General features: G+C 65.2%; 19 protein-coding genes and 1 tRNA gene. 19 read left to right on the top strand and 1 reads right to left on the bottom strand.

Annotated features, from left to right (window positions below):
* Nucleotides 1–35 precede the first annotated feature (35 nt).
* From AvAM_RS03875 to AvAM_RS03820, 12 genes are all read left to right on the top strand, one after another.
* Nucleotides 36–764, top strand: coding sequence for a DsbC family protein (locus AvAM_RS03875; protein ID WP_137745850.1), 729 nt, complete (start codon nucleotides 36–38; stop codon nucleotides 762–764).
* A 45-nt stretch (nucleotides 765–809) separates the two neighbouring features.
* Nucleotides 810–2645 carry a M61 family metallopeptidase gene (locus AvAM_RS03870; protein ID WP_137745849.1) on the top strand — a complete coding sequence of 612 codons (1836 nt, stop codon included), beginning with the start codon at nucleotides 810–812 and terminating at the stop codon, nucleotides 2643–2645.
* 85 nt (nucleotides 2646–2730) lie between these two features.
* A complete protein-coding gene (locus AvAM_RS03865) occupies nucleotides 2731–3510 on the top strand; it encodes an enoyl-CoA hydratase (RefSeq protein WP_137745848.1) in 780 nt (259 codons plus the stop codon).
* A 25-nt stretch (nucleotides 3511–3535) separates the two neighbouring features.
* Nucleotides 3536–3612 (top strand) — tRNA-Met (locus AvAM_RS03860).
* Nucleotides 3613–3751: 139 nt separating this feature from the next.
* Nucleotides 3752–4192, top strand: coding sequence for a hypothetical protein (locus tag AvAM_RS03855; protein WP_137745847.1), 441 nt, complete (start codon nucleotides 3752–3754; stop codon nucleotides 4190–4192).
* 100 nt (nucleotides 4193–4292) lie between these two features.
* Nucleotides 4293–5639, top strand: coding sequence for a tRNA (N6-isopentenyl adenosine(37)-C2)-methylthiotransferase MiaB (miaB, locus tag AvAM_RS03850; protein WP_137745846.1), 1347 nt, complete (start codon nucleotides 4293–4295; stop codon nucleotides 5637–5639).
* An 11-nt stretch (nucleotides 5640–5650) separates the two neighbouring features.
* A complete protein-coding gene (locus tag AvAM_RS03845) occupies nucleotides 5651–7108 on the top strand; it encodes a sensor histidine kinase KdpD (protein WP_137745845.1) in 1458 nt (485 codons plus the stop codon).
* Nucleotides 7098–7787, top strand: a complete 690-nt coding sequence (locus AvAM_RS25850) for a hypothetical protein (RefSeq protein ID WP_249367923.1) — start codon at nucleotides 7098–7100, stop codon at nucleotides 7785–7787. Before AvAM_RS03845 ends, AvAM_RS25850 begins: the two co-directional genes overlap by 11 nt.
* An 11-nt stretch (nucleotides 7788–7798) precedes the next feature.
* Entirely contained in the window at nucleotides 7799–9214 is a 1416-nt protein-coding gene (locus tag AvAM_RS03835) for a sigma 54-interacting transcriptional regulator (RefSeq protein ID WP_137745844.1), read from the top strand.
* A gap of 181 nt (nucleotides 9215–9395) precedes the next feature.
* The gene (locus AvAM_RS03830) at nucleotides 9396–10976 is read left to right on the top strand and encodes a glucan biosynthesis protein G (RefSeq protein ID WP_137745843.1); all 1581 of its coding nucleotides are present in this window, start codon (nucleotides 9396–9398) and stop codon (nucleotides 10974–10976) included.
* Nucleotides 10949–12958 (top strand): glucans biosynthesis glucosyltransferase MdoH, encoded by a 2010-nt coding sequence (gene mdoH, locus AvAM_RS03825; protein WP_137745842.1) that lies wholly within the window; start codon nucleotides 10949–10951, stop codon nucleotides 12956–12958. Before AvAM_RS03830 ends, mdoH begins: the two co-directional genes overlap by 28 nt.
* Before the next feature lie 250 nt (nucleotides 12959–13208).
* Complete coding sequence (locus AvAM_RS03820) at nucleotides 13209–14057, top strand: C13 family peptidase (RefSeq protein WP_249367921.1); 849 nt, start codon at nucleotides 13209–13211, stop codon at nucleotides 14055–14057.
* Nucleotides 14058–14235: 178 nt separating this feature from the next.
* On the opposite strand, the gene ffh is transcribed toward AvAM_RS03820, so the two are convergent.
* A complete protein-coding gene (ffh, locus tag AvAM_RS03815; protein WP_137745841.1) occupies nucleotides 14236–15615 on the bottom strand; it encodes a signal recognition particle protein in 1380 nt (459 codons plus the stop codon).
* Nucleotides 15616–15716: 101 nt separating this feature from the next.
* Between ffh and AvAM_RS03810 the strand changes: the two genes are divergently transcribed.
* From AvAM_RS03810 to AvAM_RS03780, 7 genes are all read left to right on the top strand, one after another.
* The gene (locus tag AvAM_RS03810; RefSeq protein WP_137745840.1) at nucleotides 15717–16514 is read left to right on the top strand and encodes an inner membrane protein YpjD; all 798 of its coding nucleotides are present in this window, start codon (nucleotides 15717–15719) and stop codon (nucleotides 16512–16514) included.
* Nucleotides 16511–16741: a PP0621 family protein gene (locus tag AvAM_RS03805; protein ID WP_108617293.1), complete on the top strand. Its 231-nt coding sequence runs from the start codon at nucleotides 16511–16513 to the stop codon at nucleotides 16739–16741. Before AvAM_RS03810 ends, AvAM_RS03805 begins: the two co-directional genes overlap by 4 nt.
* Before the next feature lie 3 nt (nucleotides 16742–16744).
* Nucleotides 16745–18448, top strand: coding sequence for an ATP-binding protein (locus AvAM_RS03800; RefSeq protein ID WP_137745839.1), 1704 nt, complete (start codon nucleotides 16745–16747; stop codon nucleotides 18446–18448).
* Nucleotides 18449–18459: 11 nt separating this feature from the next.
* Entirely contained in the window at nucleotides 18460–19968 is a 1509-nt protein-coding gene (locus tag AvAM_RS03795; RefSeq protein ID WP_137745838.1) for a sigma-54 dependent transcriptional regulator, read from the top strand.
* Nucleotides 19952–20572 (top strand): 1,6-anhydro-N-acetylmuramyl-L-alanine amidase AmpD, encoded by a 621-nt coding sequence (gene ampD, locus AvAM_RS03790; RefSeq protein ID WP_137745837.1) that lies wholly within the window; start codon nucleotides 19952–19954, stop codon nucleotides 20570–20572. Before AvAM_RS03795 ends, ampD begins: the two co-directional genes overlap by 17 nt.
* A gap of 370 nt (nucleotides 20573–20942) precedes the next feature.
* Nucleotides 20943–23888 (top strand): ribonucleoside-diphosphate reductase subunit alpha, encoded by a 2946-nt coding sequence (locus tag AvAM_RS03785; RefSeq protein ID WP_137745836.1) that lies wholly within the window; start codon nucleotides 20943–20945, stop codon nucleotides 23886–23888.
* 135 nt (nucleotides 23889–24023) lie between these two features.
* Complete coding sequence (locus tag AvAM_RS03780; RefSeq protein WP_137745835.1) at nucleotides 24024–25223, top strand: ribonucleotide-diphosphate reductase subunit beta; 1200 nt, start codon at nucleotides 24024–24026, stop codon at nucleotides 25221–25223.
* The last annotated feature ends 5 nt before the right edge of the window (nucleotides 25224–25228 follow it).

Here is a 25228-nt window from a genome sequence, read left to right as displayed (position 1 = left end):
CTGTGCACCAAATGTATTGATTGAACGAGAACACCATGAAACTGACCACCAGCCTGCTGGCCATCGCCGCCATGACCTTGAGCCTGAGCGCGACCGCGCAGGAGGCCGCCATCCGCAAGGCATTGGCCGAACGCATCCCCCAGATGGACAAGATTGACGAGGTCCGGCCCACGCCCATGGCGGGACTGTTCGAAGTGCGCATCGGCACCGACCTGTTCTACACCGACGCCAAGGGCAACTACGTGATCCAGGGTGAGTTGATCGATGCCAAGGCCCGCCGCAATCTGACGGAAGACCGTATCGCCAAGCTCACTGCGGTTGATTTCTCGGCGCTGCCGCTCAAGGATGCGTTCACCATCGTGCGTGGCGACGGCAAGCGCAAGGTGGCGGTCTTCGAAGACCCCAACTGCGGTTACTGCAAGCGCTTCGAACGCGACATGCAGAAGGTGGACAACGTCACGGTGTACCTGTTCCTTTATCCCATCCTGAGCCCCGACTCTGCCGAAAAATCGCGCAACATCTGGTGCTCGAAAGACCAGGCAGGTGCCTGGCAGGACATGATGGTGCGTGACAAGCCCGTCGCCTCGGCCAGCTGCGACACCAGCGCCCTGCAGCGCAACCTGATGTTCGGCAAGAAACACAAGATCACTGGTACGCCGACGCTGATCTTTGCCAATGGTTCCCGCGTGCCCGGCGCCATCGGCACGCAAGAAGTGGAAAAACGCCTGGCAGAAGCCAGCAGCGAGACCGCGGGCACGAACTGACCCGCACGCGCACCACCTCAGCCCCAGCCCCTCCTGCCAGTGCCCATGCCTTCTCCACGCGCCGCCCAGCCCGCAGACGTTCACTACCGCGTCGAGCCGTCCAACCTGCATGCGCACCTGTTCACGGTGTCGCTGACGATTGCCCGCCCGGCGGCGGTGCAGGAGGTGTCCCTGCCCGTCTGGATACCTGGCAGCTATCTGGTGCGCGAGTTCTCGAAAAACCTGCAAGAACTGGCCGCACGGCAGGGCAAACGAGCGCTTCCGCTGACCCAGCTCGACAAACACTGCTGGCAAATTGCATGCACGCCGGGCAAGCCCCTGGAGCTGACCTATACCGTCTGCGCCTACGACAGCTCGGTGCGCACGGCATGGCTGGATGCCACGCGCGGCTTTTTCAACGGCACCAGCCTGTGCCTGCAGGTGCATGGCCAGGAGAAACTGCGCCACACACTGGACATGGTCCGCACCTCCGCCACTGCGCAATGGTCTGTTGCGACGGGGCTCCAGGCCCTGGCCACTGACAAGCAGGGCTTTGGCCTGTACGGCGCGGCCGACTACGACGAGCTGGTGGACTGCCCTGTGGAACTGGGCCCGTTCTGGGTGGGCCGCTTCAAGGCCTGCGGTGTTCCCCACCAGTTTGTGGTGGCCGGCGCAGCTCCTTCCTTTGACGGCAAACGGCTGCTCGCCGACACCCAGAAGATTTGTGAGACCGCCATCCGTTTCTGGCATGGCGCGGAGGGCAAAGCTCCGTTCAAGAGTTACCTGTTCATGCTCAATGCCGTGGCCGACGGCTACGGCGGGTTGGAACACCGCAACTCCACGGCCCTGATCTGCGGCCGCCGCGACCTCCCCCGACAGGGCGAGCCCCGGGCCAGTGAGGGCTACACCACACTGCTGGGGCTCATCAGTCACGAGTATTTCCACACCTGGAACGTCAAGCGCCTGCGCCCCGCCGAGTTCGCCACCTACGACTACACCCGGGAGAACTACACCGAGCTGTTGTGGTTCTTCGAAGGCTTCACCAGCTACTACGACGACCTGCTGCTGCGCCGCGCCGGGCTGATCGATGACGCGACCTATCTCAAGCTCATCACCAAGACCATCAACCAGGTGCTGCAGACCCCTGGACGGACTGTGCAAACCGTGGCGCAAGCCAGCTTTGACGCCTGGGTCAAGTACTACCGCCAGGACGAAAACACCCCCAATGCCACGGTGAGCTACTACACCAAAGGCTCGCTGGTGGCCCTGTGCCTGGACCTGGCCCTGCGCCGCGAAGGCAAAACCACCCTTGACGCCGTGATGCGTGCCCTGTGGGCCCGCACAGCAGGTGGCCCGATGACCGAGACCGACCTGCGCACGGTGCTGGCACAACTGGCGGGCCGCTCCTTCGACTCGGAGCTGGCGCAATGGGTGCACAGCACCTCCGAGTTTCCGCTGGCCGATCTGCTGGCCGCACACGGCGTGACGCTCAAAGCCGAGGCGCCCCAACTGGCACAGCGCCTGGGCCTGCGCGTGGCAGAGAACCACAGCGTGCAGATCAAGGCGGTACTGCGCGGCGGCGCCGCCGAAAAGGCGGGCATGGCGGCAGGCGACGAGTGGCTGGGCCTGGAGGTGCAAGGACAAGGCTGGCGCATCAGCAAACTCGATGACGTCACGTTCTACGCGGGCACCGAGACGGCCTTGACCGCCATCGTGGCCCGGGACGGGCGCCTGCTGCGGCTGACCCTGGCATTGCCCTTGACCGCTGGCGGCAAGGCGGGTGCGACCGCCACGGCCAAGGCGCGCAGCAAAACTGCCCCCGCGCAGCTGGCACGGCCTGCGGCAGACACCATCAGCCTGACTCCCACTGACCCAGCAGCGCTGGGCCGCTGGCTGGCCTGACGGCCTGCGCGCCCGCACGCGGGCCCGGCCCGGGTTGGGTATATTCCCTGCGCTGACATAACAAACCACACACTCAGGAGATTTCATGGCCTACGAAACCATCGAAGTCCGCATTGAAGCGGACAAGGTCGGCGTCATCACGCTGAACCGCCCCAAGCAGCTCAACGCGCTGAACGACCAGTTGATGAACGAGCTGGGCGCGGCCCTCAAGGCCTTTGACGCGGACGACAACATCGGCTGCATGATCGTTACGGGCAGCGAAAAAGCCTTTGCAGCCGGCGCCGACATCGGCGCGATGGCCAAGTACAGCTTTGCCGACACCTACAAGGGCGACTACATCACGCGCAACTGGGAGACGATCCGCTCGATCCGCAAGCCCGTGATCGCCGCCGTGAGCGGCTTTGCGCTGGGCGGCGGTTGCGAGCTGGCCATGATGTGCGACTTCATCATTGCGGCTGACAACGCCCGGTTCGGCCAGCCTGAAATCAAGCTGGGCGTGATTCCCGGCGCTGGCGGCACACAGCGCCTACCCCGCGCTGTGGGCAAGTCCAAGGCCATGGACATGGCTCTGACGGGCCGCATGATGGATGCGGCCGAAGCCGAGCGCGCAGGCCTGGTCAGCCGCGTAGTGCCTTACGACAAGCTCATGGACGAGGCCCTGGGCGCCGCCATCATCGTGGCAGGCTTCTCCCAGCTGGCCGTGATGGCCGCCAAGGAATCCGTGAACCGGGCATTCGAAGGCACGCTGTCGGACGGCGTGATGTTCGAGCGCCGCCTCTTCCACGCGCTGTTTGCCACCCAGGACCAGAAGGAAGGCATGGATGCGTTCATGAACAAACGCGCAGCCAACTTCACACACCAATAATTTTTGTTCTATAATCTTGGTCTGCGGTCGTATAGCTCAGTTGGTTAGAGCGCAGCATTCATAATGCTGATGTCGGTGGTTCAAGTCCACCTACGACCACCATATAGAAACCCACAGTGCGGCAACTCACTGTGGGTTTTTTCTTTGAGGCGCCTGTTTCACAGGCCCAACAGACCGTCTGTGGGTTCCCGTGCCAACAGCACCCCCCTAGAATCGCGACTTCAGCCCCTGGATGTAAACCATGAACCGCTGCAACACCCCCATCTCCGCTCCCATCTACCGCCATCGGCACGCATGGCTCGCAGCCTTGGCCTGCTGCGGCTTGCTGGCAGCAGCCATGCCCGCAGTCGCCCAGGTGGAACCCGGGCTGGGCATGAACCGCCCTTTCCCGGAAGCTGCACTGCGCGGCACCTTGACCCTCTCGACCACCGCCGAAGCCGTGCTCAACGGCAAATCCATCCGCATGGCGCCCGGGATGCGGCTGTTCAGCCCCCAGAACACCCTGGTCATGGCGCACACGGTGCTGGGGCAGACCTTCAAGGTCAACTACGTGCTGGAAGCCAGCACAGGCATGCTGCACGCGGCCTGGATCCTGACCGAGCGCGAGGCAGCGCAGCCTCGCAAGGGCAGCGACACCACCACCAGCAATATCACGACTGGCTCTGGCGCCGTCCTGAAGTAATTCCCCCTGGCACGGGCCGCTGGGCCTGCGTGCTTGCGACCTCCAAGCCCTCTCCGCGCCTCGCTGGCGGCGGGGACCACCTGCTATTTGCGACATTGCCATGGCCAAAAAAGTCTTTATCAAAACCTTCGGCTGCCAGATGAACGAGTACGACTCGGACAAGATGGCCGACGTGCTCAAAGCCGCCCAAGGCTACGAGCCCACCCAGAACGTGGACGAGGCCGACCTCATCCTCTTCAACACCTGTTCGGTGCGCGAAAAAGCGCAAGAGAAGGTCTTCAGCGACCTGGGCCGCATCAAGCACCTGAAGGCACGCGGCGTGAAGATTGGCGTGGGTGGCTGCGTGGCCAGCCAGGAAGGCGCCGAGATCATCAAGCGCGCGCCCTATGTGGACGTAGTGTTTGGCCCGCAAACGCTGCACCGCCTGCCCGAGATGCTCAACCAGCGCGAGCAGCTCGATAAGCCGCAGGTGGACATCAGCTTCCCCGAGATTGAAAAGTTCGACCACCTGCCGCCCGCGCGCGTCGAAGGTGCCAGCGCCTTTGTGTCGATCATGGAAGGCTGCAGCAAATACTGCAGCTACTGCGTGGTGCCCTACACCCGTGGCGAAGAGGTGAGTCGCCCATTTGATGATGTGCTGGTGGAAGTGGCGGGCTTGGCCGACCAGGGCGTGAAGGAAATCACACTGCTGGGCCAGAACGTGAACGCCTACCTGGGCAAGATGGGTGGCACGGCCGAGATTGCCGACTTTGCACTGCTGCTCGAATACGTGTCGGACATCCCCGGCATTGAGCGCATCCGCTACACCACCAGCCACCCCAACGAGTTCACACCCCGGCTGATCGAGGCCTATGCCAAGCTGCCCAAGCTGGCCAGCCACCTGCACCTGCCCGTGCAGCACGGCAGCGACCGCATTTTGATGGCCATGAAACGCGGCTACACCGCCATGGAATACAAGAGCACGGTGCGCAAGCTGCGCGCCATCCGCCCCGACCTGGCCATGAGCAGTGACTTCATCGTGGGCTTCCCTGGCGAAACCGAGGACGACTTCAACAAGATGATGAAGCTGATCGACGACATCCACTTCGACAACAGCTTCAGCTTCATCTTCAGCCCCCGCCCTGGCACGCCTGCGGCGGGCCTGCACGACGACACGCCGCACGACGTGAAGCTGCGCCGCCTGCAGCACCTGCAAGGCGTCATCAACGCCAACATCAAGTCCATCAGCGAAAGCCGCGTGGGCACGGTGCAGCGCATTCTGGTGGAAGGCGCCTCCAAGCGCGACGCCACCGAGCTGATGGGCCGCACCGAGTGCAACCGCGTGGTCAACTTTGTGGGCCAGCCCCGCCTGGTGGGCCAGATGGTGGATGTGACCATCACCGAAGCCAAGGCCTACACCCTGCGCGGCGAAGTGCTGGTGCGCGAGGGCGCCGCCCTCACCGCCTGACCCTCCGGCGCATGGCCCCACACCCCACGAGCCCTCCGCAGGCTCGCCCGCACGGCCCATCGTTTCAGCAACTGCTGCTGCTCGCCTTCTTGCTGATTGCCGGGGTGCTGGGCGCCAGCGCCCTGCGAGCTGTGTTCACCCTCGAAGCGCTGATGGGCCAAAGCCAGGCCAGCGCCGCCCAGGCGGCCGCGCTGAACGTGGCGGCCCAGGCGCTGAACCAGCGCGGCCAGGCCATGGAACGCTCGGCCCGGCAATCGCTGGTGCTGAACGACCCCCTGCTGCGCCAAAGCTTTGATGACCTGGCCGCCGATGCCCAGGGCATCGTGCGCCAGCTGAGCGAAGCGGGCCTGCCGCCCGCGCAGGCCCAGCAGTGGCAAGCGCGCATGCAAACCGTGCGCGATTTGCTGCGCGCACCGCCCTGGCAATCGCTGGAGAACGAACGCAGCGTGGCCGAAGAGTTTGTGGCGCTCGACACGCTGCACGCGGCCATCACGCAATCGGTACAAGAACTCAATGCCCGCCAGGCGAGCGAACTGCAAGCGCGGGTAGACGCCAGCCGCAGCACTGTGATGCACCAACTGGTGGGCGCGATTGTGCTGGCGCTGGTGCTGGCGCTGTGGCTGGGCATCTGGCTGGCACGCCCCTTCAAGCGGCTCGAGCGCGCCATTCGCCGCCTGGGCGAGAACCAGCTGGAACAACCCGTGGCCATCACCGGCCCCGCCGACGTGCGCCGCGTGGGCCAGCAGCTGGAATGGTTGCGCCTGCGCCTGCTGGAGCTGGACGCCGACAAGGCGCGGTTTCTGCGCCATGTCTCGCACGAGCTCAAAACGCCGCTGGCCGCGCTGCGCGAGGGCGTGGCCCTGCTGCAAGACGGCGTGACCGGAGCGCTGAGCGAAGGCCAAAAAGAAGTGACGCAGATCCTGCACCAGAACACCCTGGTGCTGCAAAGCGAGATCGAGGCGCTGCTGCGCTTTAACGCCGCCGCCTTCGAGGCCCGCCAGCTGCAGCGGCGCGAGACCGATCTGGTCGCCTTGCTGGAAGACCTGGTGGAGGCCCAGCGCCTGCAATGGCAGGCCCGCAGCCTGCGGGTGGATGTGGTCGGCGAGCGCACCGTGCTGCTGCTGGATGCAGAGAAAATCACCTCGGCCATGGGCAACCTGCTGTCCAACGCCATCCGCTTCTCACCCGAACAAGCCACCGTGCGCCTGACCGTGTCGCACGCCCCTGGCCAGGTGCAGGTGGACGTGACCGACGACGGCCCCGGCGTGGCCCCCACCGACCGGGCCCATGTGTTTGAACCTTTTTATCGGGGCGAGCGCCAGCCCGAAAACGCGGTGCGCGGCACCGGCATTGGGCTGTCCATCGTGCAGGAATACATCCACGCCCACGGCGGGCGGGTGCAGGTGCTGCCGATGCCGGGCGATGCCTCCCGCTCATTTTTCCGAATTGAATTGCCTGATGCCTCCTGAACCTCAAGCCCTGCCGACTTACTGCCCTGCGCAGGCGACTTCCTGGCGCCTGTGCGCAGCCTTGTGCGTGTGCACGGCTTTGCTGGCAGGCTGCGCCACGGCGCCCACGCAGCCAGATGTGGCCCCAGTGACTACTCCCCACGCGGTAGACGCAGCAGCAGTGCCCACCATGGCCCAGCCCACACCACTGGCCGCTGAAAGCGACGAGCCCACTACGCCGCCCAAAGACCTGCTGCGCGACACCTTGGCCTATGCCGACCGCACCCTGAGCGCCAGCACCTCCGACCTGGCGCGTGAGACGGCGCGCCTGTCGGACCTGGACGAGAGCAAGCCCTCGCGCGCCCTGCGCCTGGCACTGGTGCTGGCCCAGACCCGCCAACCCGTGGACACCGCCCGCGCCTTGGGCCTAGTGCAGCGCACCCTGGCCAACCCTGCCGCCCAAGACCTGCACCCGCTGGCCCGCCTGCTGGAGGCGCGCCTGACCCAGCAGCGCCGCCTGGAGGAGCAACTCGATCGCCAGGCCCAGCAACTGCGCGACGCCCAGCGCCGCAATGAACAGCTGGCCGACCGCCTGGAGGCCGTGCGTGCCATTGAACGCAGCCTGACCACACGCCCCGCGCCAGCTGCTGCAAGCCCCGGCGCAGGCAGCAACAACGGCAATGGCTCCGCCAAACCCTGAGGTCGCACACCATGCCCACATCCACACGCCCGGCAGCCCACAGCCACGCCCACCGCATCCTGGTGGTGGATGACGATGCCGACATGCTGCGCTTGCTGTCGCTGCGCCTCAAAGCCGCCGGGCACGAGGTGGTGGCCGTAGGCTCGGCCGAAGCCGCGCTGGCGCAGTTGGACGTGGCCCGGCCCCAGCTGGTGCTGAGCGACGTGCGTCTGCCCGGCAAGGATGGCCTGGCGCTGTTTGACGAGGTGCATGCACGCCACCCCTCTCTGCCAGTGATTTTGCTCACGGCGCACGGCACCATCCCCGACGCGGTCGAGGCCACATCGCGGGGCGTGTTCACCTACCTGACCAAGCCCTACGACGGCAAAGAGCTGCTGGAAAAAGTGGCCCAGGCCCTGGCCCTGAGCGCCCCCGCTGTGCACCAGGCCCACGCCAACGAGGCCTGGCGCGCCGACATCGTGAGCCGCTCGGCCCGCATGACCGACCTGCTAGCCGAGGCCTACCTGGTGGCCCAGTCGGACGCCAGCGTGCTGCTGCTGGGCGACAGCGGCGCGGGCAAGGAGCTGCTGGCCCAGGCCATCCACCGCGCCAGCCCCCGTGCGGGCAAGCCCTTTGTGGCGGTGAACTGCGGCGCCATTCCTGAGGCGCTGCTCGAATCCGAACTGTTCGGCCACGTCAAAGGTGCGTTCACCGACGCCGTGAGCAACCACAAGGGCCTGTTCCAGGCGGCCGAGGGCGGCACGCTGCTGCTGGACGAGATTGGCGACATGCCGCCCGCCCTGCAGGTCAAGCTGCTGCGCGTGCTGCAAGAGCGCGCCGTGCGGCCTGTGGGCGCGAGCCAGTCCATCCAGGTCAATGTGCGCATTGTCTCGGCCACGCACCGCGACCTGGAGGCGGCCATGGCGGCGGGCCAGTTCCGTGAAGACCTTTACTACCGCCTGAACGTGGTGACGCTGCAGTTGCCCACGCTGGGCGAGCGGCGCGAGGATATTGCGCTGCTGGCCAACCACTTTCTGGACAAGCTGGCCCGCAAGTACGACAAGCGCCTGTCGGGCTTTGCGCCCGAAGCGCTCAAGGCCCTCACAGCCGCCGCCTGGCCTGGCAACGTGCGCCAGCTCTACAACGTGGTCGAGCAGGTGTGCGCCTTGTCCACCACACCACTGGTGCCGCTGACGCTGGTGCAGCGGGCGCTGCGCATTCCGTCGGCCCAGGTGCTGAGCTTTGCCGAGGCCCGCCAGCGCTTTGAACGCGAGTATCTGGTGGACCTGCTGAAGATGACCGATGGCAACGTGGCCGACGCCGCGCGCCTGGCACAGCGCAACCGCACCGAGTTTTACCGGCTGCTGCAAAAACACGCGCTCACGCCCGGAAACTTCAAGAGCGATGCAGCCGACCCCGACGGCGTCGCTGATGAGCGACAAGAGTAAGCGCTTGATTTTCAAGCGCTTTTTTACAGCCACCAGCGATGCTGTCGCCAGGTGGCGACAAAAAGTCCGGGTTTTGCGGGCCACCGCCACCCTGCACAAATGCTTACATGCGAATAACCGCCTAAGCATCTGATTTAGAACAGTTTTTTCGAGCTGGCACAGGGTTTGCCCTAGTGTCGGCATGCAAGCTGTTTTTTCTTACCGATCACCCGCCTTTCGCTGCACCCTGTGGGCTGCGGCGGCATTGACCGCCACCTTGCTGGCTGGGGTTGTCCAGGCACAGACACCGGGTCCGGCCTTCGATTTCGACAGCCTTACCCGCCTGGCCCGGGAGCGGGCCGAGAAGCCCTACCGCGCAGCCAGCGACAAGCTGCCCGCAGACCTTGCACAGCTCGACTACGACCAGGTGCGCGACATCCGCTGGCGCCCCGACCGCGCCCTGTGGCGCGCCGAGCAGCTGCCGTTCGAAGCCATGTTCTTCCATCTGGGCCTGTACCAGAAAGAACCTGTGCTGATCAACGAGGTCACGCCCCAGGGCCTGCGCCACCTCAGCTACCGCCGCGCAGACTTCGACTACGGCAAGAACCAGGTGCGGCCCGAGGCCTGGGGCGACCTGGGCTTTGCGGGTTTTCGCCTGCACAACCACCTCAACTCCAGCGCCTACAAGGACGAGCTGGTGGTCTTCCAGGGCGCCAGCTACTTCCGCGCCTTGGGCAAGGGCCAGCAATACGGCCTGTCGGCGCGGGGGCTGGCCATCGACACCGTGGGGGGCAGTGGCGAGGAGTTCCCCCGATTCACCGAGTTCTGGCTGGTGCGGCCCGACCCCTCGGCCACGCAAGTCACGGTGTATGCGCTGATGGACTCAGCGCGCGCCACCGGTGCGTTCCGCTTCGACATCCAGCCGGGAACGAGCACCACCACCACCGTGCACAGCCGTATTTTTGTGCGCCCCGGCAGTGGCCAACCCATCGCCACATTGGGCGTTGCACCGCTGACCAGCATGTTCTTTTTTGGCGAGAACCAGCCCCGCAAGGGCGACTTCCGCCCCGAGGTGCATGACTCCGACGGCCTGATGGTGGCCACCGGCGAGGGTGAATGGCTCTGGCGCCCCTTGCAGAACCCCCAGCAGACGCTGGTCACCTCGTTCGCCACCAAGAACCCCAAGGGCTTCGGCCTCATGCAGCGCGATCGCCAGTGGTCGAACTATGAGGACGTCGAGGCACGCTACGAACGCCGCCCCAGCGCCTGGGTGCGCCCCCTGCACGACTGGGGCGCGGGCCGGGTGGAACTGGTGCAGCTGAGCACCCCCGACGAAACACACGACAACATCGTGGCGTACTGGGTGCCCGCCCAGATGCCGCCCCCCGGCCAGCCGATGGAGTTTGCCTATGAGCTGAGCTGGCAGGGCGATGAGCAGCAACGGCCACCCGGCGCCTGGGCCACGCAGTCGCGGCGCGGCATGGGCTACTCCAAGCAGCCCGCCGAGGCACTGGCCCAGCAGGTGCAGTACGTGGTCGATTTCGACGGCCCGGCACTCCGCGCCCTGCCTGCAAACGCCACGGTGAAGGCCGTGGTGACCAGCGATGCCAACGGCCAGTTGCTGGAAAACATCGTCTACCGCAACCCCGCCACTGACCAGTGGCGCATGACGGTTCGCATTCAACGCCAGCAGGCCGACCGGCCCATCGAGCTGCGCGCTTTTCTCCAACACGACAACCACGCTGTGAGTGAAACATGGACGCACATCATTCTTCCCGAGTAAGCCCGCCGGTGCCCGCCCATCCGCCCCGCAGCCCCCTGCGCGAAGAACGGCATCCGCATGCCGTCACCGCCCCTCCGCTGCACCGAGGCTCCATGGTGCCGCTGCCCTGGCGCGGCTTCTGGAACAGCCTGGGCACGGCGCTGCTGCTGCGGCTGACCGGCCAGGGCCGCAGCACCCCTCGCGCAGCGCAGGCCGACCGCCCCACACAGGCTTGGGAACAGGCGGCACAACGCCGCCGCTGGACCTTTGCACTGCTCACCGCGCTGGCCACGGCCTTGGCCAGTGTGCTGTTTGCGGGTGTGCAGCCCGACTATGACAACCCCTGGCTGGGCTACGGGCAGGTGGCGTTGTTTGCGCTGCTGTCGGCCTGGGTGGTCACCGGTTTTCTGACCGGGCTGATGGGCTTCTGGGTGATGCTGCGCGGGGACAAACACGCGCTGTCCGTGCGCAGTGTGGCGGGGCATGCGCTGGCCCCCGAGGCACGCACGGCCATCATCATGCCCATCTGCAACGAGGATGTGGCCACGGTGTTTGCCGGGCTGCGCGCCACCTGCGAGTCGGTGGCCTCCACCGGCCACGGCGCCAGCTTCGACGTGTTCGTGCTGTCCGACAGCAGCGACCCCGCCATTGCCACCGCCGAGCGCGCAGCATGGGAGGCACTGCGCACTGCCCTGGCCCAACACGGCCAACAGCCCCAGGTGCAGGTGTACTACCGCCTGCGCACGCGCCGCACCCACCGCAAGGCGGGCAACGTGGCCGATTTTTGCCGCCGCTGGGGCAAGGACTACCGCTACATGGTGGTGCTGGATGCCGACAGCGTGATGAGCGGCGACTGCATTGTCTCGATGGCCAAGCTGATGGAGGCCAACCCCACGGCGGGCATCATCCAGACCGCCACGCAGGCCATCGGTCACGTCACGCTGCACGCCCGCGCGCAGCAGTTTGCGTCGCGCGTCACCGGCCGCCTGTTCACGCTGGGCATGCAGTACTGGCAGCTGGGCGAATCGCACTACTGGGGCCACAACGCCATCATCCGCGTGGCGCCGTTCATGCAGCACTGCGCACTGGCGCCCATCAAGGGCCAGGGCGGCCTGGCGGGCGGCATCATGTCGCACGACTTTGTCGAAGCCGCGCTGATGCGCCGCGCGGGCTACCACGTGTGGCTGGTGGCCGACCTGGTTGGCAGCTATGAGCAGCAGCCACCCGACCTGCTGGCCGAGCTGCAGCGCGACCGCCGCTGGTGCCAGGGCAACCTGCAGAACGCGCGCCTGATGGCCGAGCCCGGCATCCACCCCGTGCACCGCTCCATGTTCATCACCGGCGCCATGGCCTACCTGTCGGCGCCGCTGTGGCTGGCCTTCCTCACGCTGGGCACGGCCCTGTGGCTGTCGGGCGCCAAGCTGGTCGCCGACTGGCACATCCTTCCCGCCGAGCTACTGGCGCTGTGGGCCTGGACGCTGTGCCTGCTGTTCCTGCCCCGCATCCTGGGCGTGGCCGCCGTCTTCATGCGGCGCGAGCACAAGGAGTACGGCGGGGCCCTGAGTCTGCTCAAGAGCGCCGTGCTGGAGAGCGTGCTGGCCATCCTGCAGGCCCCCATCCGCATGCTGGCGCATTCGCTGTTTGTGTTGATCGCGCTGACCGGGCTGAAGCTGGAATGGAAGTCGCCCCCGCGCGAAGCCCATGCCGTGCCCTGGCGCCACGCCGTGCGCCAGCTGGCCCCGATGAGCGGGCTGATCGGCCTGCTGGCACTGGGCGTGGCACTGATCGACAGCAGCGCCCTGCTGTGGCTCATGCCGGTGGGCCTGCCGCTGGCGCTGGCGATTCCTCTGGCGGTCTGGACCAGCCAGATCGCCCTGGGCCGTGCACTGCGCGCGCAGCGCCTGCTGCTGATCCCCGAGGAGTCCTGGTCACCCCCGGTGCTGCGCCGCGCCTGGCTGCACGCCAGCCGCCTGGCCCGGCCCGCGCCGCTGGCAGCTTTGTGACAATGTGAAAAATCAGGTACAAACCACAAGCTGGCACCCACACCGGCTTTTTCTCATTTACTACATATTTGATAGCGATAAAGTGTTTACCATCGCGCGCAGAGGCCTTAACAACCTTCAAACCTAGGGCCTCCTGGCGTTGTAACCCACGCCTGGCAAGTCGTTACGATGCGTGTCCTTTTCACCTGGCCCCTGCGCCCAGACCGTTCTGCCTGACGGTGGTCTGCGGCGCCGCGCGGCCCCGCTATCGATGCCACCTCTTCTGTTGTTCCCTGCCGCCCGCTGGCGGCTGATCCAGGCCAGCGCGCTGGCCCTGACCCTGGCCCTGGTGGGCTGCGCCCAGCCCACCCCGGCGCCGCCCCACAAGCCGGTCCCGATCGCCACCCCGGCGCCCCCACCTCCGCCCCCTGAACCACCCGGGCGCATCATCTTCGCGGGCTTTGCCATGCACTCGCAGTCCAAGGCGTTCCGCAATGATGTTCTGCTGGCCGAAAAGTGGGTCAAGGACATCGACCCCAATGCGCTGATGCTCAAGCTGGCCAACCCCGCGCGCGACCAGCCCACCGACTGGCCCCAGGCCACGGCAGAAAATTTTGCACTGGTGATGTCCAAGACGGCCGAGGTGGCCCGCCCGCGCGACCGCGTGCTGCTGTTCATCTCCACCCACAGCAACCCCGGTCTGCTTAACATCAGCGCGGGCGGAAAAAACCTGCAGCCCCTCACCCCCAAGGCATTGAGCGATGCGCTGGCACCGCTCCACAAGGTGCCCACACTGGTAGTGCTGTCCACCTGCTACAGCGGCGCCTTCATCGAGCCCCTGAAAGCCCCTAACCGCGTGGTGATCACAGCCACGGACGCACGCCGCACCAGCTTTCAGTGCAAGTACAACGGCAACCACACGCCCTTTACCGAAGCCCTGTTTGGACAGGCAGACGCGGACAGCCGTTCGATGACCGATTGGCTGGCCGAAGCACAAAAGTCCATCGCCACACAGGAAAAACGCCGCAAGCTCCCTGCCTCCCAGCCCAGCCTTTTTGTGGGTGACGATGCCAAGGCATGGGCGCATCAGCCGCTCAAGCACTGGCTGCAGGCGCCCTGAGGGCCGCCAACGCCCTAAGAGCCCCCAACAAAATCCAGCGAAGCGGTTCTGGCTAGAGCAGGCAGTACGACAAGACGCGACAACGACGCCAGAAGAGTTTTTTAGCCGCTCTAAAAAGCAAAAACCCTGAAGAAGCAGCAACGCCTCTTCAGGGTTTGGGGTGCCAGGGCCGGGGCGCTCAGAAAGGCATCTTGGGCATGCCGCCCCCGCCCATGCCCTTCATGCCGCCCATGCGCTTCATCATTTTCATGAGGCCGCCGCCCTTCATCTTCTTCATCATGCCCTGCATCTGCTCAAACTCCTTGAGCAGGCGGTTGACCTCCTGCACATGCACGCCCGCCCCATTGGCAATGCGCTTCTTGCGCGTGGCCTTGATGAGGTCGGGCTTGCGGCGCTCCAACGGCGTCATGCTCTGGATGATGCCTTCCTTGCGCTTGATGTCTTTTTCGGCCTTGTCCATGTCCAACGCACCGGCCTTGGCCGTGAGCTGAGAGGGCAGCTTGTCCATCAGGCTGGACAACCCCCCCATCTGCTTCATCTGCTGGATCTGGGACAGGAAGTCGTTCAGATCAAAGCCGTCACCGCTCTTGACCTTGGCGGCCAGCTTCTGGGCGGCCTCCATGTCCACGCCCGCCGTGACCTGCTCGACCAGGGCCACGATGTCGCCCATGCCCAGGATGCGGCCTGCGTGGCGCTCGGCATCGAACACCTCCAGCCCGTCGATCTTCTCTGAGACACCGGCAAACTTGATGGGCGCCCCGGTGACCTGCCGCACCGACAGCGCCGCACCGCCGCGCGAATCACCGTCGAGCTTGGTGAGCACGATACCGGTGAGCGGCAGCGCCTCCTTGAAGGCCTTGGCGGTGTTAATCGCGTCCTGGCCTTGCATGGCATCGACCACGAACAGGGTCTCCACCGGGTTCAGCGTGGCGTGCAGGTCCTTGATTTCCTTCATCAAGGCTTCGTCGATGGCCAGCCGGCCCGCCGTATCGACCAGCAGCACGTCGAAGTAGTGCTTCTTGGCGTAGTCGAGTGCGGCGCGCGCGATGTCGAGCGGCTTCTGGTCGGGCGTGCTGGGGAACCATTCAGCGCCCGCCTGCTTCGTGACGGTCTTGAGCTGCTCGATGGCCGCCGGGCGGTACACGTCGCCCGAGACGGTCAGCACCTTCTTCTTGCGCTTCTCGATCAGGTGCTTGGCCAGCTTGGCCGTGGTCGTGGTCTTGCCCGCACCCTGCAGGCCCGCCATGAGGATGATGGCCGGTGGCTGGGCGGCCAGGTTGATGTCGGAGATGCCCTCGCCCATAGTGGCGGCCAGCTCGCGGTTGACGATGGACACCAGCGTCTGCCCCGGCTTGAGCGAGCCCAGTACCTCCTGGCCCAGCGCCTTGTCCTTCACGCGGGCGATGAAGTCGCGCACCACGGGCAGGGCCACGTCGGCTTCGAGCAGGGCCATGCGCACCTCGCGCAGCATGTCCTGCACGTTGGATTCGGTGATGCGGGCCTGGCCGCGCATCTCCTTGACGAGGCGCGAGAGTTTGTCGGTAAGTGCGGAGGCCATAGGGGAAGTTCCGGTGTTGCCTGCGCGCGATCAACGCGGTGGTTGTCTCGGGCAGGCTGCCAGGGCGCTGGCAGTGGGGGCAAAAGGCTAAACTGTGACCCATGATTTTAGCGAGTAGCTCCCCCATCAGCTGGCTGCTGGCCCTGGCCGCCGCGGTGGCATACGCCGTCCCAGCCGCCGCAGCCCCGCGCCTGGGCGCCGCAGCGGCCCGCAACGCCCTGCTGTTGGCCTGGGTGCTGCATGGCGCAGTGCTGGTGTGGGGCCTGTGGGGCGACACGCCGCGTTTTGGTTTTGCCCCCGCCTTGTCGATGACGGCCTGGCTGGTGCTCACGGTGTATGCGGTGGAGCGGCAGCTTTTCCCGCAGATGCAGTCCCGCTGGGTGCTGGCGGGCCTGGGTGCCGCCGCCATCGTGCTGGCCATGGTCTTCCCGGGCCAACCCCTGCATGTTGCGGCATCCGCCTGGTTGCCGCTGCACCTGGCCCTGGGCATCGCCTGTTATGGCCTGTTTGCGGCGGCCGTGGTGCACGCCTGGCTCATGACCCGCGCCGAGCGCCACATCCGCCAGGCGGAAGACCCGCACAGCGGGATTCCGCTGCTCACCCTGGAGCGGCTGACCTTTCGCTTCGTGACCGCCGGTTTTGTGCTGCTCACCGCCACGCTGCTGGCCGGATGGCTGTTTGGCGAGACGCTGTATGGCCGCGCCTGGCGCTGGGATCACAAAGCCATCTTCTCCCTGCTGTCGTGGCTGACGTTTGCCACCCTGCTGCTGGGCCGTGCGCGTTTTGGCTGGCGCGGGCGCAATGCGGTTCGGGTGCTGTATGCCGGGGCGGCCCTGCTGCTGCTGGCTTATGTGGGCTCGCGGTTTGTGCTGGAAGTGGTTCTGGGCCGCAGCGCATGAAATACCTGGTTCTTTTCGTAGTCCTGGCCGTGGCCATCGGTATCTGGCGCAGCCGCCGCGCACCGGACGATGCTGCGCCCAAGCCATCCTCCCCATCGCCACGCGCGCTGCCGCAGGACATGCTGGCCTGCGCGCATTGCGGCGTACACATCCCCCAGGCAGAGGCCGTGATGCTCGGCAACCAGGCCTACTGCAGCACCGAACACCGGCAGCTGGGCCCGGCCTGAGCCATGCAAACCCTGCCTGCTGGCAACTACCTGGCCACGGTGGATGCGCCTTTTGTGCGCATGTGGCGTGGGTTCCTCACCGGCCGCGTCATGGTGGCGCTCGCCCTGCTGGTCCTGCAAGGCGCGGGGCAGGTCATCAACCAGGTCGCCGACCCCACATTGCTCACACTGTGCGTAGCCTATCTGGTTGCCACCGTGGCCCTGCGCGTGCTCGCCCGGCAGGGCCCGCCTTCGCCTGGCGCGGGGCCGCAGTGGCTCCCGTCCATCGGCATCGACCTTGCTGTGATCACGGCCCTGCAGCTGCTGCATGCAGGCACCATGAACTACACGCCCCTGTTCGGCCTGCCCATCCTGATGGCGGCGGTGCTGGGCACACTCACGCTGGCACTGGGCACCACGGCAGGCGTCACGCTGCTGCTGCTGGGCTGGGCCTGGTGGACAGGCGCGCGCACCGGCGAAGACGAGGCGCAGCGCTACCTGCAAAGCGCACTCACCGGCACGGGCTACTTCATCGTGAGCTATCTGGTGCACCAGCTGGCGACCCGGCTGACGCGCGAGCAGGAAGTGGCGCAACAAAGCCAGGTTGCGGCCCGCGTGCAGACCCAGGTGAGCGCATTGGTCATCCAGAACCTGACCGACGGCGTGCTGGTGGTGGACGAGAACGATGTGGTACGTGTCGCCAACCCGGCCGGGCTGCAGCTGCTGGCGAGCGGCGCCTTGCCCGACCTGCCGCTGACGCTGCAGGCCGAATCCCCCTGGAAGCCATTGCTCATACTGGCCCGGCGCACTTTTCGCCACGAACAGCCCCAGACGGCAGATGTGGACCTGCTGCACCCCGGCCAAAGCCCGACTGGCCTGCATGTGCGCACCTGGCTCACGTCCACCCGGGAGGCTGCCCGCGAAGCCCACACCGAACGGCTGTGTGTGATGTTCCTGCACGATCTGCGCGAAATGGAAGCCCGCCTGCGCACCGAAAAACTCGCAGCCATGGGCCGCATGTCTGCGGCCGTGGCCCACGAAATCCGCAACCCCCTGGCGGCCATCGTGCAGGCCAATGCGCTGCTGGAAGAAGACCTGCACGACCCCGCGCAAAAACGCCTGGCCCACATGGTCCAGCAAAACGCAGACCGGCTGGCACGCATTGCCGAAGAAGTGCTCGACATCGCCCGGGTGCAGCACCAGATCAGCCACGCGCCCGCGTCTACCCTGCAACTGGACGAGGCCATTGCCCAGATCTGGCACGACTGGCAAGCCCAGGACCCGGTGCAGCGCCGTGCGGTGGTCATGCTGGACACCCAGTCCACGCAGGTGGAGTTTGATGGCGAGCACCTGCGCCGCGTGCTGGTGAACCTGCTGGACAATGCCCTGCGCTACATGGGGCCGGAGCCCGACTCCCTGTGTGTCACCACACGCGCTACGCCAGCAGGCCAGATCAGCCTGCAGGTGTGGAGCGACGGCGCTCCCATGGACAAGTCCGTGGAACGCCACCTGTTCGAGCCTTTCTTCTCTTCCGAGAGCCGCTCCAGCGGCCTGGGGCTTTATATTTGCCGCGAGCTGTGCCAGCGCCATGGAGCGTCCATCAGCTACCAGCGGCTGAACCGCACCACGCTGCGGGGCGAGACCGGAGGCAACGCGTTCACCGTGGGCTTCCGCCGTACCACCCGCCCTGCCGACGCCGCGACGCTGTTTGACACCATCGTGGTCTGAACCGGATTGCCATGAACGCCCCTGCTGCCTCCATCCTTGTCGTTGACGACGAACCCGATCTGCGCACTCTGTATGAACTGACGCTGCTGCGCGAGGGTTACCGCGTGGAGACTGCGTCCAGCGTGCAGGAAGCGCGCGACCAGCTCAAGGCCCACCGCTTCGATGCCGTGATCACCGACATGCGGCTGCCTGATGGATTTGGCATGGAGTTGTTGCAAGACCTGCGCGACCAGCAACGCCGGGAGCGCTGCGTGGTCATGACCGCCTATGGCTCGGCAGAAAACGCGGTCGAGGCCCTGCGCTCGGGCGCCTTCGACTACCTGACCAAACCGGTGGACCTGAAACAGTTCCGCTCGGTAGTCGCATCTGCGGTGCAAGGCACCGGCGGGGTTCCGCCCCCCCGGGCTGCACGCAACCCGGGGCAGCAGCGACAAACAGCAACCGCGACCGAGCATGCATCGGGCAACGCGGCGCTGGACAAGCTGGTTGGCGCATCGGAGGCCATGCGCAATGTCAAGCAGCGGGTGGCCAAGGTCTCGCGGGGCATGGCACCGGTGCTCATCCATGGCGAATCGGGCACCGGCAAGGAGCTGGTGGCGCAGGCGCTGCATGCCAGCAGCCAGCGCGCCGACGGCCCCTTGGTGGCCGTGAACTGCGGCGCCATCCCGGAGAACCTGCTCGAAGCCGAATTTTTTGGCGCCCGCAAGGGCTCGTACACCGGCGCCACCCAGGACAGGGACGGGTACTTTCAGGCCGCACGCGGCGGCACCCTGTTCCTGGACGAAATCGGCGACCTGCCCCTGGCCATGCAGTCCAAGCTGCTGCGCTCCATCCAGGAGCGCAGCGTGCGCCCCCTGGGCTCCACCCAGGAAGAAACCGTGGACGTGCGCATCGTGAGCGCCACCCACCGGGATCTGGCTGCCGATGTGCAGTCCGGCCGCTTCCGGCAGGACCTGTACTACCGGCTCAATGTGATCGAGATCGTGATCCCGCCCCTGCGAGAGCGGCGGGAGGACCTGCCTGCGCTCTGCGCCGCGTTGCTGGCGCGCATTGCCCAGGAGTCCGGCATGCCCGTACCGGCCCTCACCGAACGTGCACTGGCCGCCATCGCCACCCATCCCCTCACAGGCAATGTGCGGGAGCTGGAAAACCTGCTGCACCGCGCGGTGGCACTCAGCGATGGTGAAGAACTGCATGTCGATGGGCCGACTGGCACCACCGACGCACAAGCGGTACGACTGGCAACATCACCCGCCGCCCCGCAACTGGCGCAGCCCACCGAGACAAGCGCACCGGATCACGCCAGCACCGCCTGCGCCCCGCCCCTGCCCAACGACCTGCAGGCATGGCTGGACCAGCAGGAGCGCGAGATACTGATCCGCGCCCTGAAAGAGGCCGGGTTCAACCGCACCGCCACCGCTGCACGGCTGGGCATCAGCCTGCGCCAGATCCGCTATCGCATCGCCCGCCTGAACATCGCCGTCCCGAACGACCAGGACCCGCATGACGACATTGGATGACGCCTGGCCGGCCGATCCCTGGGAGGGCGGCTGGCACTGCGCTGCGCACCGGCTGGAGTCTCCCAACCATGGTGTGCGTCCGGAGGGAGGCCGGGGGATCGATCTGATCGTGGTGCACTCCATCAGCCTGCCGCCTGGCGAATTCGGGACGGGGGCTGTGCAACAGCTGTTCACCAACACCCTGGACTGGAACGCGCATCCCTATTACCAAGGCATCCGGGGCCTGCAGGTTTCCGCCCATTTTTTTATCGACCGCATGGGTGTGCCGTGGCAGTTTGTGAACTGCGACCTGCGTGCCTGGCACGCGGGGCAGTCTTTCTATCGGGGGCGCGCCCAGTGCAACGACGACTCCATCGGCATTGAGCTGGAGGGACTGGAGGGCCTGGGCTTTGAGGCCGCCCAGTACCAGACACTGGCCCGGCTGTGCCAGGACATCGCGCAGCGCTATCCCATCGCCCATGTGGCGGGGCACGAACACATTGCCCCCGGGCGCAAGCAGGACCCTGGCCGCGGCTTCGACTGGGCCGTCCTGCAAAAAGCACTGGACTGGCCGCGCCACCAGTTCCCCCCTGCCGCTCCGTCCGGCACACCGCCGCCCCATTGACTGGCACTGTCGCCGCGAAGCGTCAGCGCGGTTTTTTTCTTTGTGCATTTGCACATTTTTTTCCATCCAAGCATTGCGCGGCCTCGGAGGTCAAATCCGCTGCCAGCGCCCACCATTTCAGGGTTTTCAGCACCGATCGCAACGCCCGCAAGGGCTTCGCGCCGGGTGCGCTGCTGGCTCTCTACAGGCCTAACACAGCTTGTTTCCCTTTTTCGACCCGCTTCAAGCGGTACACTACCGGTAGTGTCTTGAACACACACGACACACCATATATAGTGTGCGACAGACTAAAGTCCGGCGCTCCACTCTCCCATTGCGGCGGCACTCACGCCGCACTCCCACTCCAGACAGCCCACAGAAGAGGACACCCATGCAAGCTGCTTTGAACACGCCTTCCACCGCCCAGCCCGGCACATCAGATTCCCCCGAATCCCAAGCCACCCCTGCGGCAACGGCCAGCAATGCGTTCGCGCACCACCAGATCATTCGCCGCAATGGCGCTGTGGTGCCGTTCGAACCTCAAAAAATTGCAGTCGCCATGATGAAGGCATTCCTCGCAGTCCACGGAACACAGGGTGCTGCATCCGCCAGCGTCCGCGAAGTAGTTGACACGCTGACCCACAACGTTACCCGGGCACTGGTGCGCTCGCGCCCTGGTGGCGGCACCTTCCATATTGAAGACGTGCAAGACCATGTGGAGCTGGGCCTGATGCGCGGTGGCCACCACGAAGTGGCCCGCGCCTATGTGCTGTACCGCGAGCGCCGCACCCAGGAACGCGCCCGCCAGAGCGAACAGCAGGCTCCTGTGGCATCTGCCCCTGTGCTGCATGTGATGGACGGTGACGCACGCATTGCCCTGGATCTGGGTCGGCTGCAGGCACTCATCGAATCGGCCTGTGTGAACCTGGGCGCGGACGTCAAGGCCGACCCCATCGTGGCAGAGACAATGCGCAACCTGTACGACGGCGTCCCCATGGACGAGGTCTACAAGGCGTCCATCCTGGCCGCACGCACACTCATCGAAAAAGACCCTGACTACACCTACGCCACGGCCCGCCTGCTGCTGCACACCATCGTGCGCGAGGTGCTGGGCAAGGAAGTGACCCAGGCCGAGATGGGCCAGGCCTACCTCGAATACTTCCCCCAGTTCATCAAGAAGGGCGTGGACAACGAGCTGCTGGACGAGCGTCTGCTGCAGTACAACCTGCAACGCTTGGGCGCAGCCCTCAAGGCCGACCGCGACCTGAAGTTCGACTACCTCGGCCTGCAGACCCTGTACGACCGCTACTTCCTGCACGTCAAAAAGACCCGCATCGAATTGCCCCAGGCCTTCTTCATGCGCGTGGCCATGGGCCTGGCACTGAACGAGACCGACCGAGAAGCCCGCGCCATTGAGTTTTACGAAGTGCTGTCGTCCTTCGATTTCATGTCGAGCACGCCCACGCTGTTCAACAGCGGCACGCTGCGCTCGCAGCTGTCCTCGTGCTACCTGACGACGGTGCCCGATGACCTGGACGGCATCTACGAATCCATCAAGGAAAACGCCCTGCTGTCCAAATTTGCCGGCGGCCTGGGCAATGACTGGACCCGCGTGCGCGCCCTGGGCTCGCACATCAAGGGCACGAACGGCGAATCGCAAGGCGTGGTTCCGTTCCTCAAGGTGGTGAACGACACGGCCGTGGCCGTGAACCAGGGCGGCAAGCGCAAGGGCGCCGTCTGCACCTACCTGGAAACCTGGCACCTGGACATCGAAGAGTTCCTGGAACTGCGCAAGAACACCGGCGATGACCGCCGCCGCACGCACGACATGAACACGGCCAACTGGATCCCCGACCTGTTCATGCGCCGCGTGATGGAAAAGGGCACCTGGACGCTGTTCTCGCCATCTAACGTGCCCGATCTGCACGACCTGTTCGGCGCAGACTTCGAAAAGGCCTACGTGGCCTACGAAGCAAAGGCTGCACGCGGCGAGATCAAGCCTGCCAAGACGGTTCAGGCGACCGACCTGTGGCGCAAGATGCTGACCATGCTGTTCGAGACCGGTCATCCCTGGATCACGTACAAGGATGCCTGCAACGTGCGCTCGCCCCAGCAGCACGCGGGCGTGGTGCACTCGTCCAACCTGTGCACCGAGATCACGCTCAACACCAGCGACACCGAAACCGCCGTGTGCAACCTGGGTTCGGTCAACCTGCTGCAGCATCTGAAGAATGGGCAGATCGACCACGACAAGCTCAAGAAGACCATCACCGTGGCCATGCGCATGCTGGACAACGTGATCGACATCAACTACTACGCCGTCACCAAGGCCCGCGACTCCAACCTGCGCCACCGGCCCGTGGGCCTGGGCGTGATGGCCTTCCAGGACAGCCTGTACGAACTGCGCATCCCCTATGCGTCGCAAGAGGCCGTGGAGTTTGCCGACAAGTCAATGGAAGCCATCTGCTACTACGCCTACTGGGCCTCTACCGAGCTGGCCAAGGAACGCGGCAAGTACTCGAGCTACAAGGGCTCGCTGTGGGATCGCGGCATCCTGCCCTTCGACACGCTGGACATGCTCTCGCAGGCCCGCGGCGGTTATGTGGAAGTGGACCGCTCGTCCACGCTGGACTGGGATGCCCTGCGCAAGAAGATCGCGCAGGACGGCATGCGCAACTCCAACTGCGTGGCCATCGCCCCCACAGCCACCATCTCCAACATCATTGGCGTGGACGCATCGATCGAGCCTTCGTTCGGCAACCTGTCGGTGAAGTCCAATCTGTCGGGTGAGTTCACGGTCATCAATGGCGGCCTGGTGCGCGACCTCAAACGCCTGGGCCTGTGGGACGACGTGATGGTCATGGACCTCAAGCACTTCAAGGGCTCGCTGCACCCCATCGACCGTGTGCCGGCCGACATCAAGGCGCTGTACTCCACAGCCTTCGAAGTGGAGCCACAGTGGCTGGTCGAGGCCGCATCGCGCCGCCAGAAGTGGATCGACCAGGCGCAGAGCCTGAACATCTACATGGCTGGTGCATCGGGCAAGAAGCTCGACGACACCTACAAGCTGGCCTGGATCCGTGGCCTCAAGACCACTTACTACCTGCGCACACAAAGCGCCACGCACGTTGAGATGAGCACCGTGAACACACGCCAGCTCAACGCTGTGTCTTCCGGCAATGAAGGCGGTGCGCCTGCAGCATCTGCCCCCACACAGGCAAAACCTAGCGCACTCGAAGCAGCGGCTGCAGCAGCCACTGCGCAGTCCGTCGCAGTGCCCGCTACGGACGTGAAGTTCTGCGCCATCGACGATCCCGGTTGCGAAGCCTGCCAATAAGGACTTTGCGCACAACACCTCGGACTGCTCTGAGGTGTTGTGCCTGTGCTGTGAAGCAACAAAACGTTGCTGCACAACGCTGCAGTGCTTTCCTTTTTGCAGCACTGCTTTCATAATCCGAACACTGGAAAATCTATGTTGTCCTGGGACGAAGAAGTCAAGCCCTCATCGCAAAATCAACTGGACGGTGGACTGAACAAGAGCCACCCGGCGGAACAGCCGCCCCTGTCTTTCCAGACCCCCACCTTGCAGGCCGTGCACGCATCCATGACTGCCTCTGCAACCACCCCGGCTACTGCAGCGGCGGCCCCCACACATCGGCGCGTCAATGCGGCCGACAAGCGCATCATCAACGGCCAGACCGACGTCAATCAACTGGTGCCGTTCAAGTACAAGTGGGCGTGGGAAAAGTACCTTGCCACCTGCGCCAACCACTGGATGCCGCAGGAAGTGAACATGACGCGCGACATCGCGTTGTGGAAGGACCCCAACGGCCTGACCGAAGACGAGCGCCGCATCATCAAGCGCAACCTCGGCTTCTTCGTGACCGCCGACTCGCTGGCCGCCAACAACATCGTGCTGGGCACCTACCGCCACATCACGGCGCCCGAGTGCCGCCAGTTCCTGCTGCGCCAAGCGTTCGAGGAAGCGATCCACACGCACGCCTACCAGTACATCGTGGAGTCGCTGGGTCTGGATGAAAGCGAGATCTTCAACGCCTATAACGAAGTCCAGTCGATCCGTGACAAGGACGAGTTCCTGATCCCCTTTATCGAGGCGATCATGGACCCCAACTTCCACACCGGCACGCCCGACACGGATCAAACGCTGCTCAAATCGCTGATTGTGTTTGCCTGCCTGATGGAAGGCCTGTTCTTCTACGTCGGCTTTACGCAGATCCTGGCGCTGGGCCGCCAGAACAAGATGACCGGTGCCGCCGAACAGTACCAGTACATCCTTCGCGACGAATCGATGCACTGCAACTTTGGCATCGACCTGATCAACCAGCTCAAACTCGAAAATCCTCACCTGTGGACCGCAGAGTTCAAGGCCGAGATCAAGGCGCTGTTCCTCAAGGCCGTGGAGCTGGAGTACCGTTATGCCGAGGACACCATGCCACGTGGCGTGCTGGGCATGAACGCCTCCATGTTCAAGGGCTACCTGCGCTACATCGCCAACCGCCGCGCGACGCAGATCGGACTGGAGACGCTGTTCCCCAACGAAGAAAACCCGTTCCCGTGGATGAGCGAGATGATCGACCTGAAGAAGGAGCGCAACTTCTTCGAAACCCGGGTTATTGAATACCAGTCCGGTGGTGCGCTGTCCTGGGACTAGCACCC

The organism is Acidovorax sp. NB1 (assembly GCF_005405905.1).
In the GTDB taxonomy this organism is placed as follows: Bacteria; Pseudomonadota; Gammaproteobacteria; order Burkholderiales; family Burkholderiaceae_C; genus Acidovorax.
Note: the sequence above shows the minus strand (reverse complement) of the source record. Positions and strands in the feature narration are given on the sequence as shown.

Coding starts and splice junctions, on each gene's coding strand:
- AvAM_RS03875 (WP_137745850.1), top strand. CDS start 36: ATGAAACTGACCACCAGCCTGCTGGCCATCGCCGCCATGACCTTGAGC.
- AvAM_RS03870 (WP_137745849.1), top strand. CDS start 810: ATGCCTTCTCCACGCGCCGCCCAGCCCGCAGACGTTCACTACCGCGTC.
- AvAM_RS03865 (WP_137745848.1), top strand. CDS start 2,731: ATGGCCTACGAAACCATCGAAGTCCGCATTGAAGCGGACAAGGTCGGC.
- AvAM_RS03855 (WP_137745847.1), top strand. CDS start 3,752: ATGAACCGCTGCAACACCCCCATCTCCGCTCCCATCTACCGCCATCGG.
- miaB (WP_137745846.1), top strand. CDS start 4,293: ATGGCCAAAAAAGTCTTTATCAAAACCTTCGGCTGCCAGATGAACGAG.
- AvAM_RS03845 (WP_137745845.1), top strand. CDS start 5,651: ATGGCCCCACACCCCACGAGCCCTCCGCAGGCTCGCCCGCACGGCCCA.
- AvAM_RS25850 (WP_249367923.1), top strand. CDS start 7,098: ATGCCTCCTGAACCTCAAGCCCTGCCGACTTACTGCCCTGCGCAGGCG.
- AvAM_RS03835 (WP_137745844.1), top strand. CDS start 7,799: ATGCCCACATCCACACGCCCGGCAGCCCACAGCCACGCCCACCGCATC.
- AvAM_RS03830 (WP_137745843.1), top strand. CDS start 9,396: ATGCAAGCTGTTTTTTCTTACCGATCACCCGCCTTTCGCTGCACCCTG.
- mdoH (WP_137745842.1), top strand. CDS start 10,949: ATGGACGCACATCATTCTTCCCGAGTAAGCCCGCCGGTGCCCGCCCAT.
- AvAM_RS03820 (WP_249367921.1), top strand. CDS start 13,209: ATGCCACCTCTTCTGTTGTTCCCTGCCGCCCGCTGGCGGCTGATCCAG.
- ffh (WP_137745841.1), bottom strand. CDS start 15,615: ATGGCCTCCGCACTTACCGACAAACTCTCGCGCCTCGTCAAGGAGATG.
- AvAM_RS03810 (WP_137745840.1), top strand. CDS start 15,717: ATGATTTTAGCGAGTAGCTCCCCCATCAGCTGGCTGCTGGCCCTGGCC.
- AvAM_RS03805 (WP_108617293.1), top strand. CDS start 16,511: ATGAAATACCTGGTTCTTTTCGTAGTCCTGGCCGTGGCCATCGGTATC.
- AvAM_RS03800 (WP_137745839.1), top strand. CDS start 16,745: ATGCAAACCCTGCCTGCTGGCAACTACCTGGCCACGGTGGATGCGCCT.
- AvAM_RS03795 (WP_137745838.1), top strand. CDS start 18,460: ATGAACGCCCCTGCTGCCTCCATCCTTGTCGTTGACGACGAACCCGAT.
- ampD (WP_137745837.1), top strand. CDS start 19,952: ATGACGACATTGGATGACGCCTGGCCGGCCGATCCCTGGGAGGGCGGC.
- AvAM_RS03785 (WP_137745836.1), top strand. CDS start 20,943: ATGCAAGCTGCTTTGAACACGCCTTCCACCGCCCAGCCCGGCACATCA.
- AvAM_RS03780 (WP_137745835.1), top strand. CDS start 24,024: ATGTTGTCCTGGGACGAAGAAGTCAAGCCCTCATCGCAAAATCAACTG.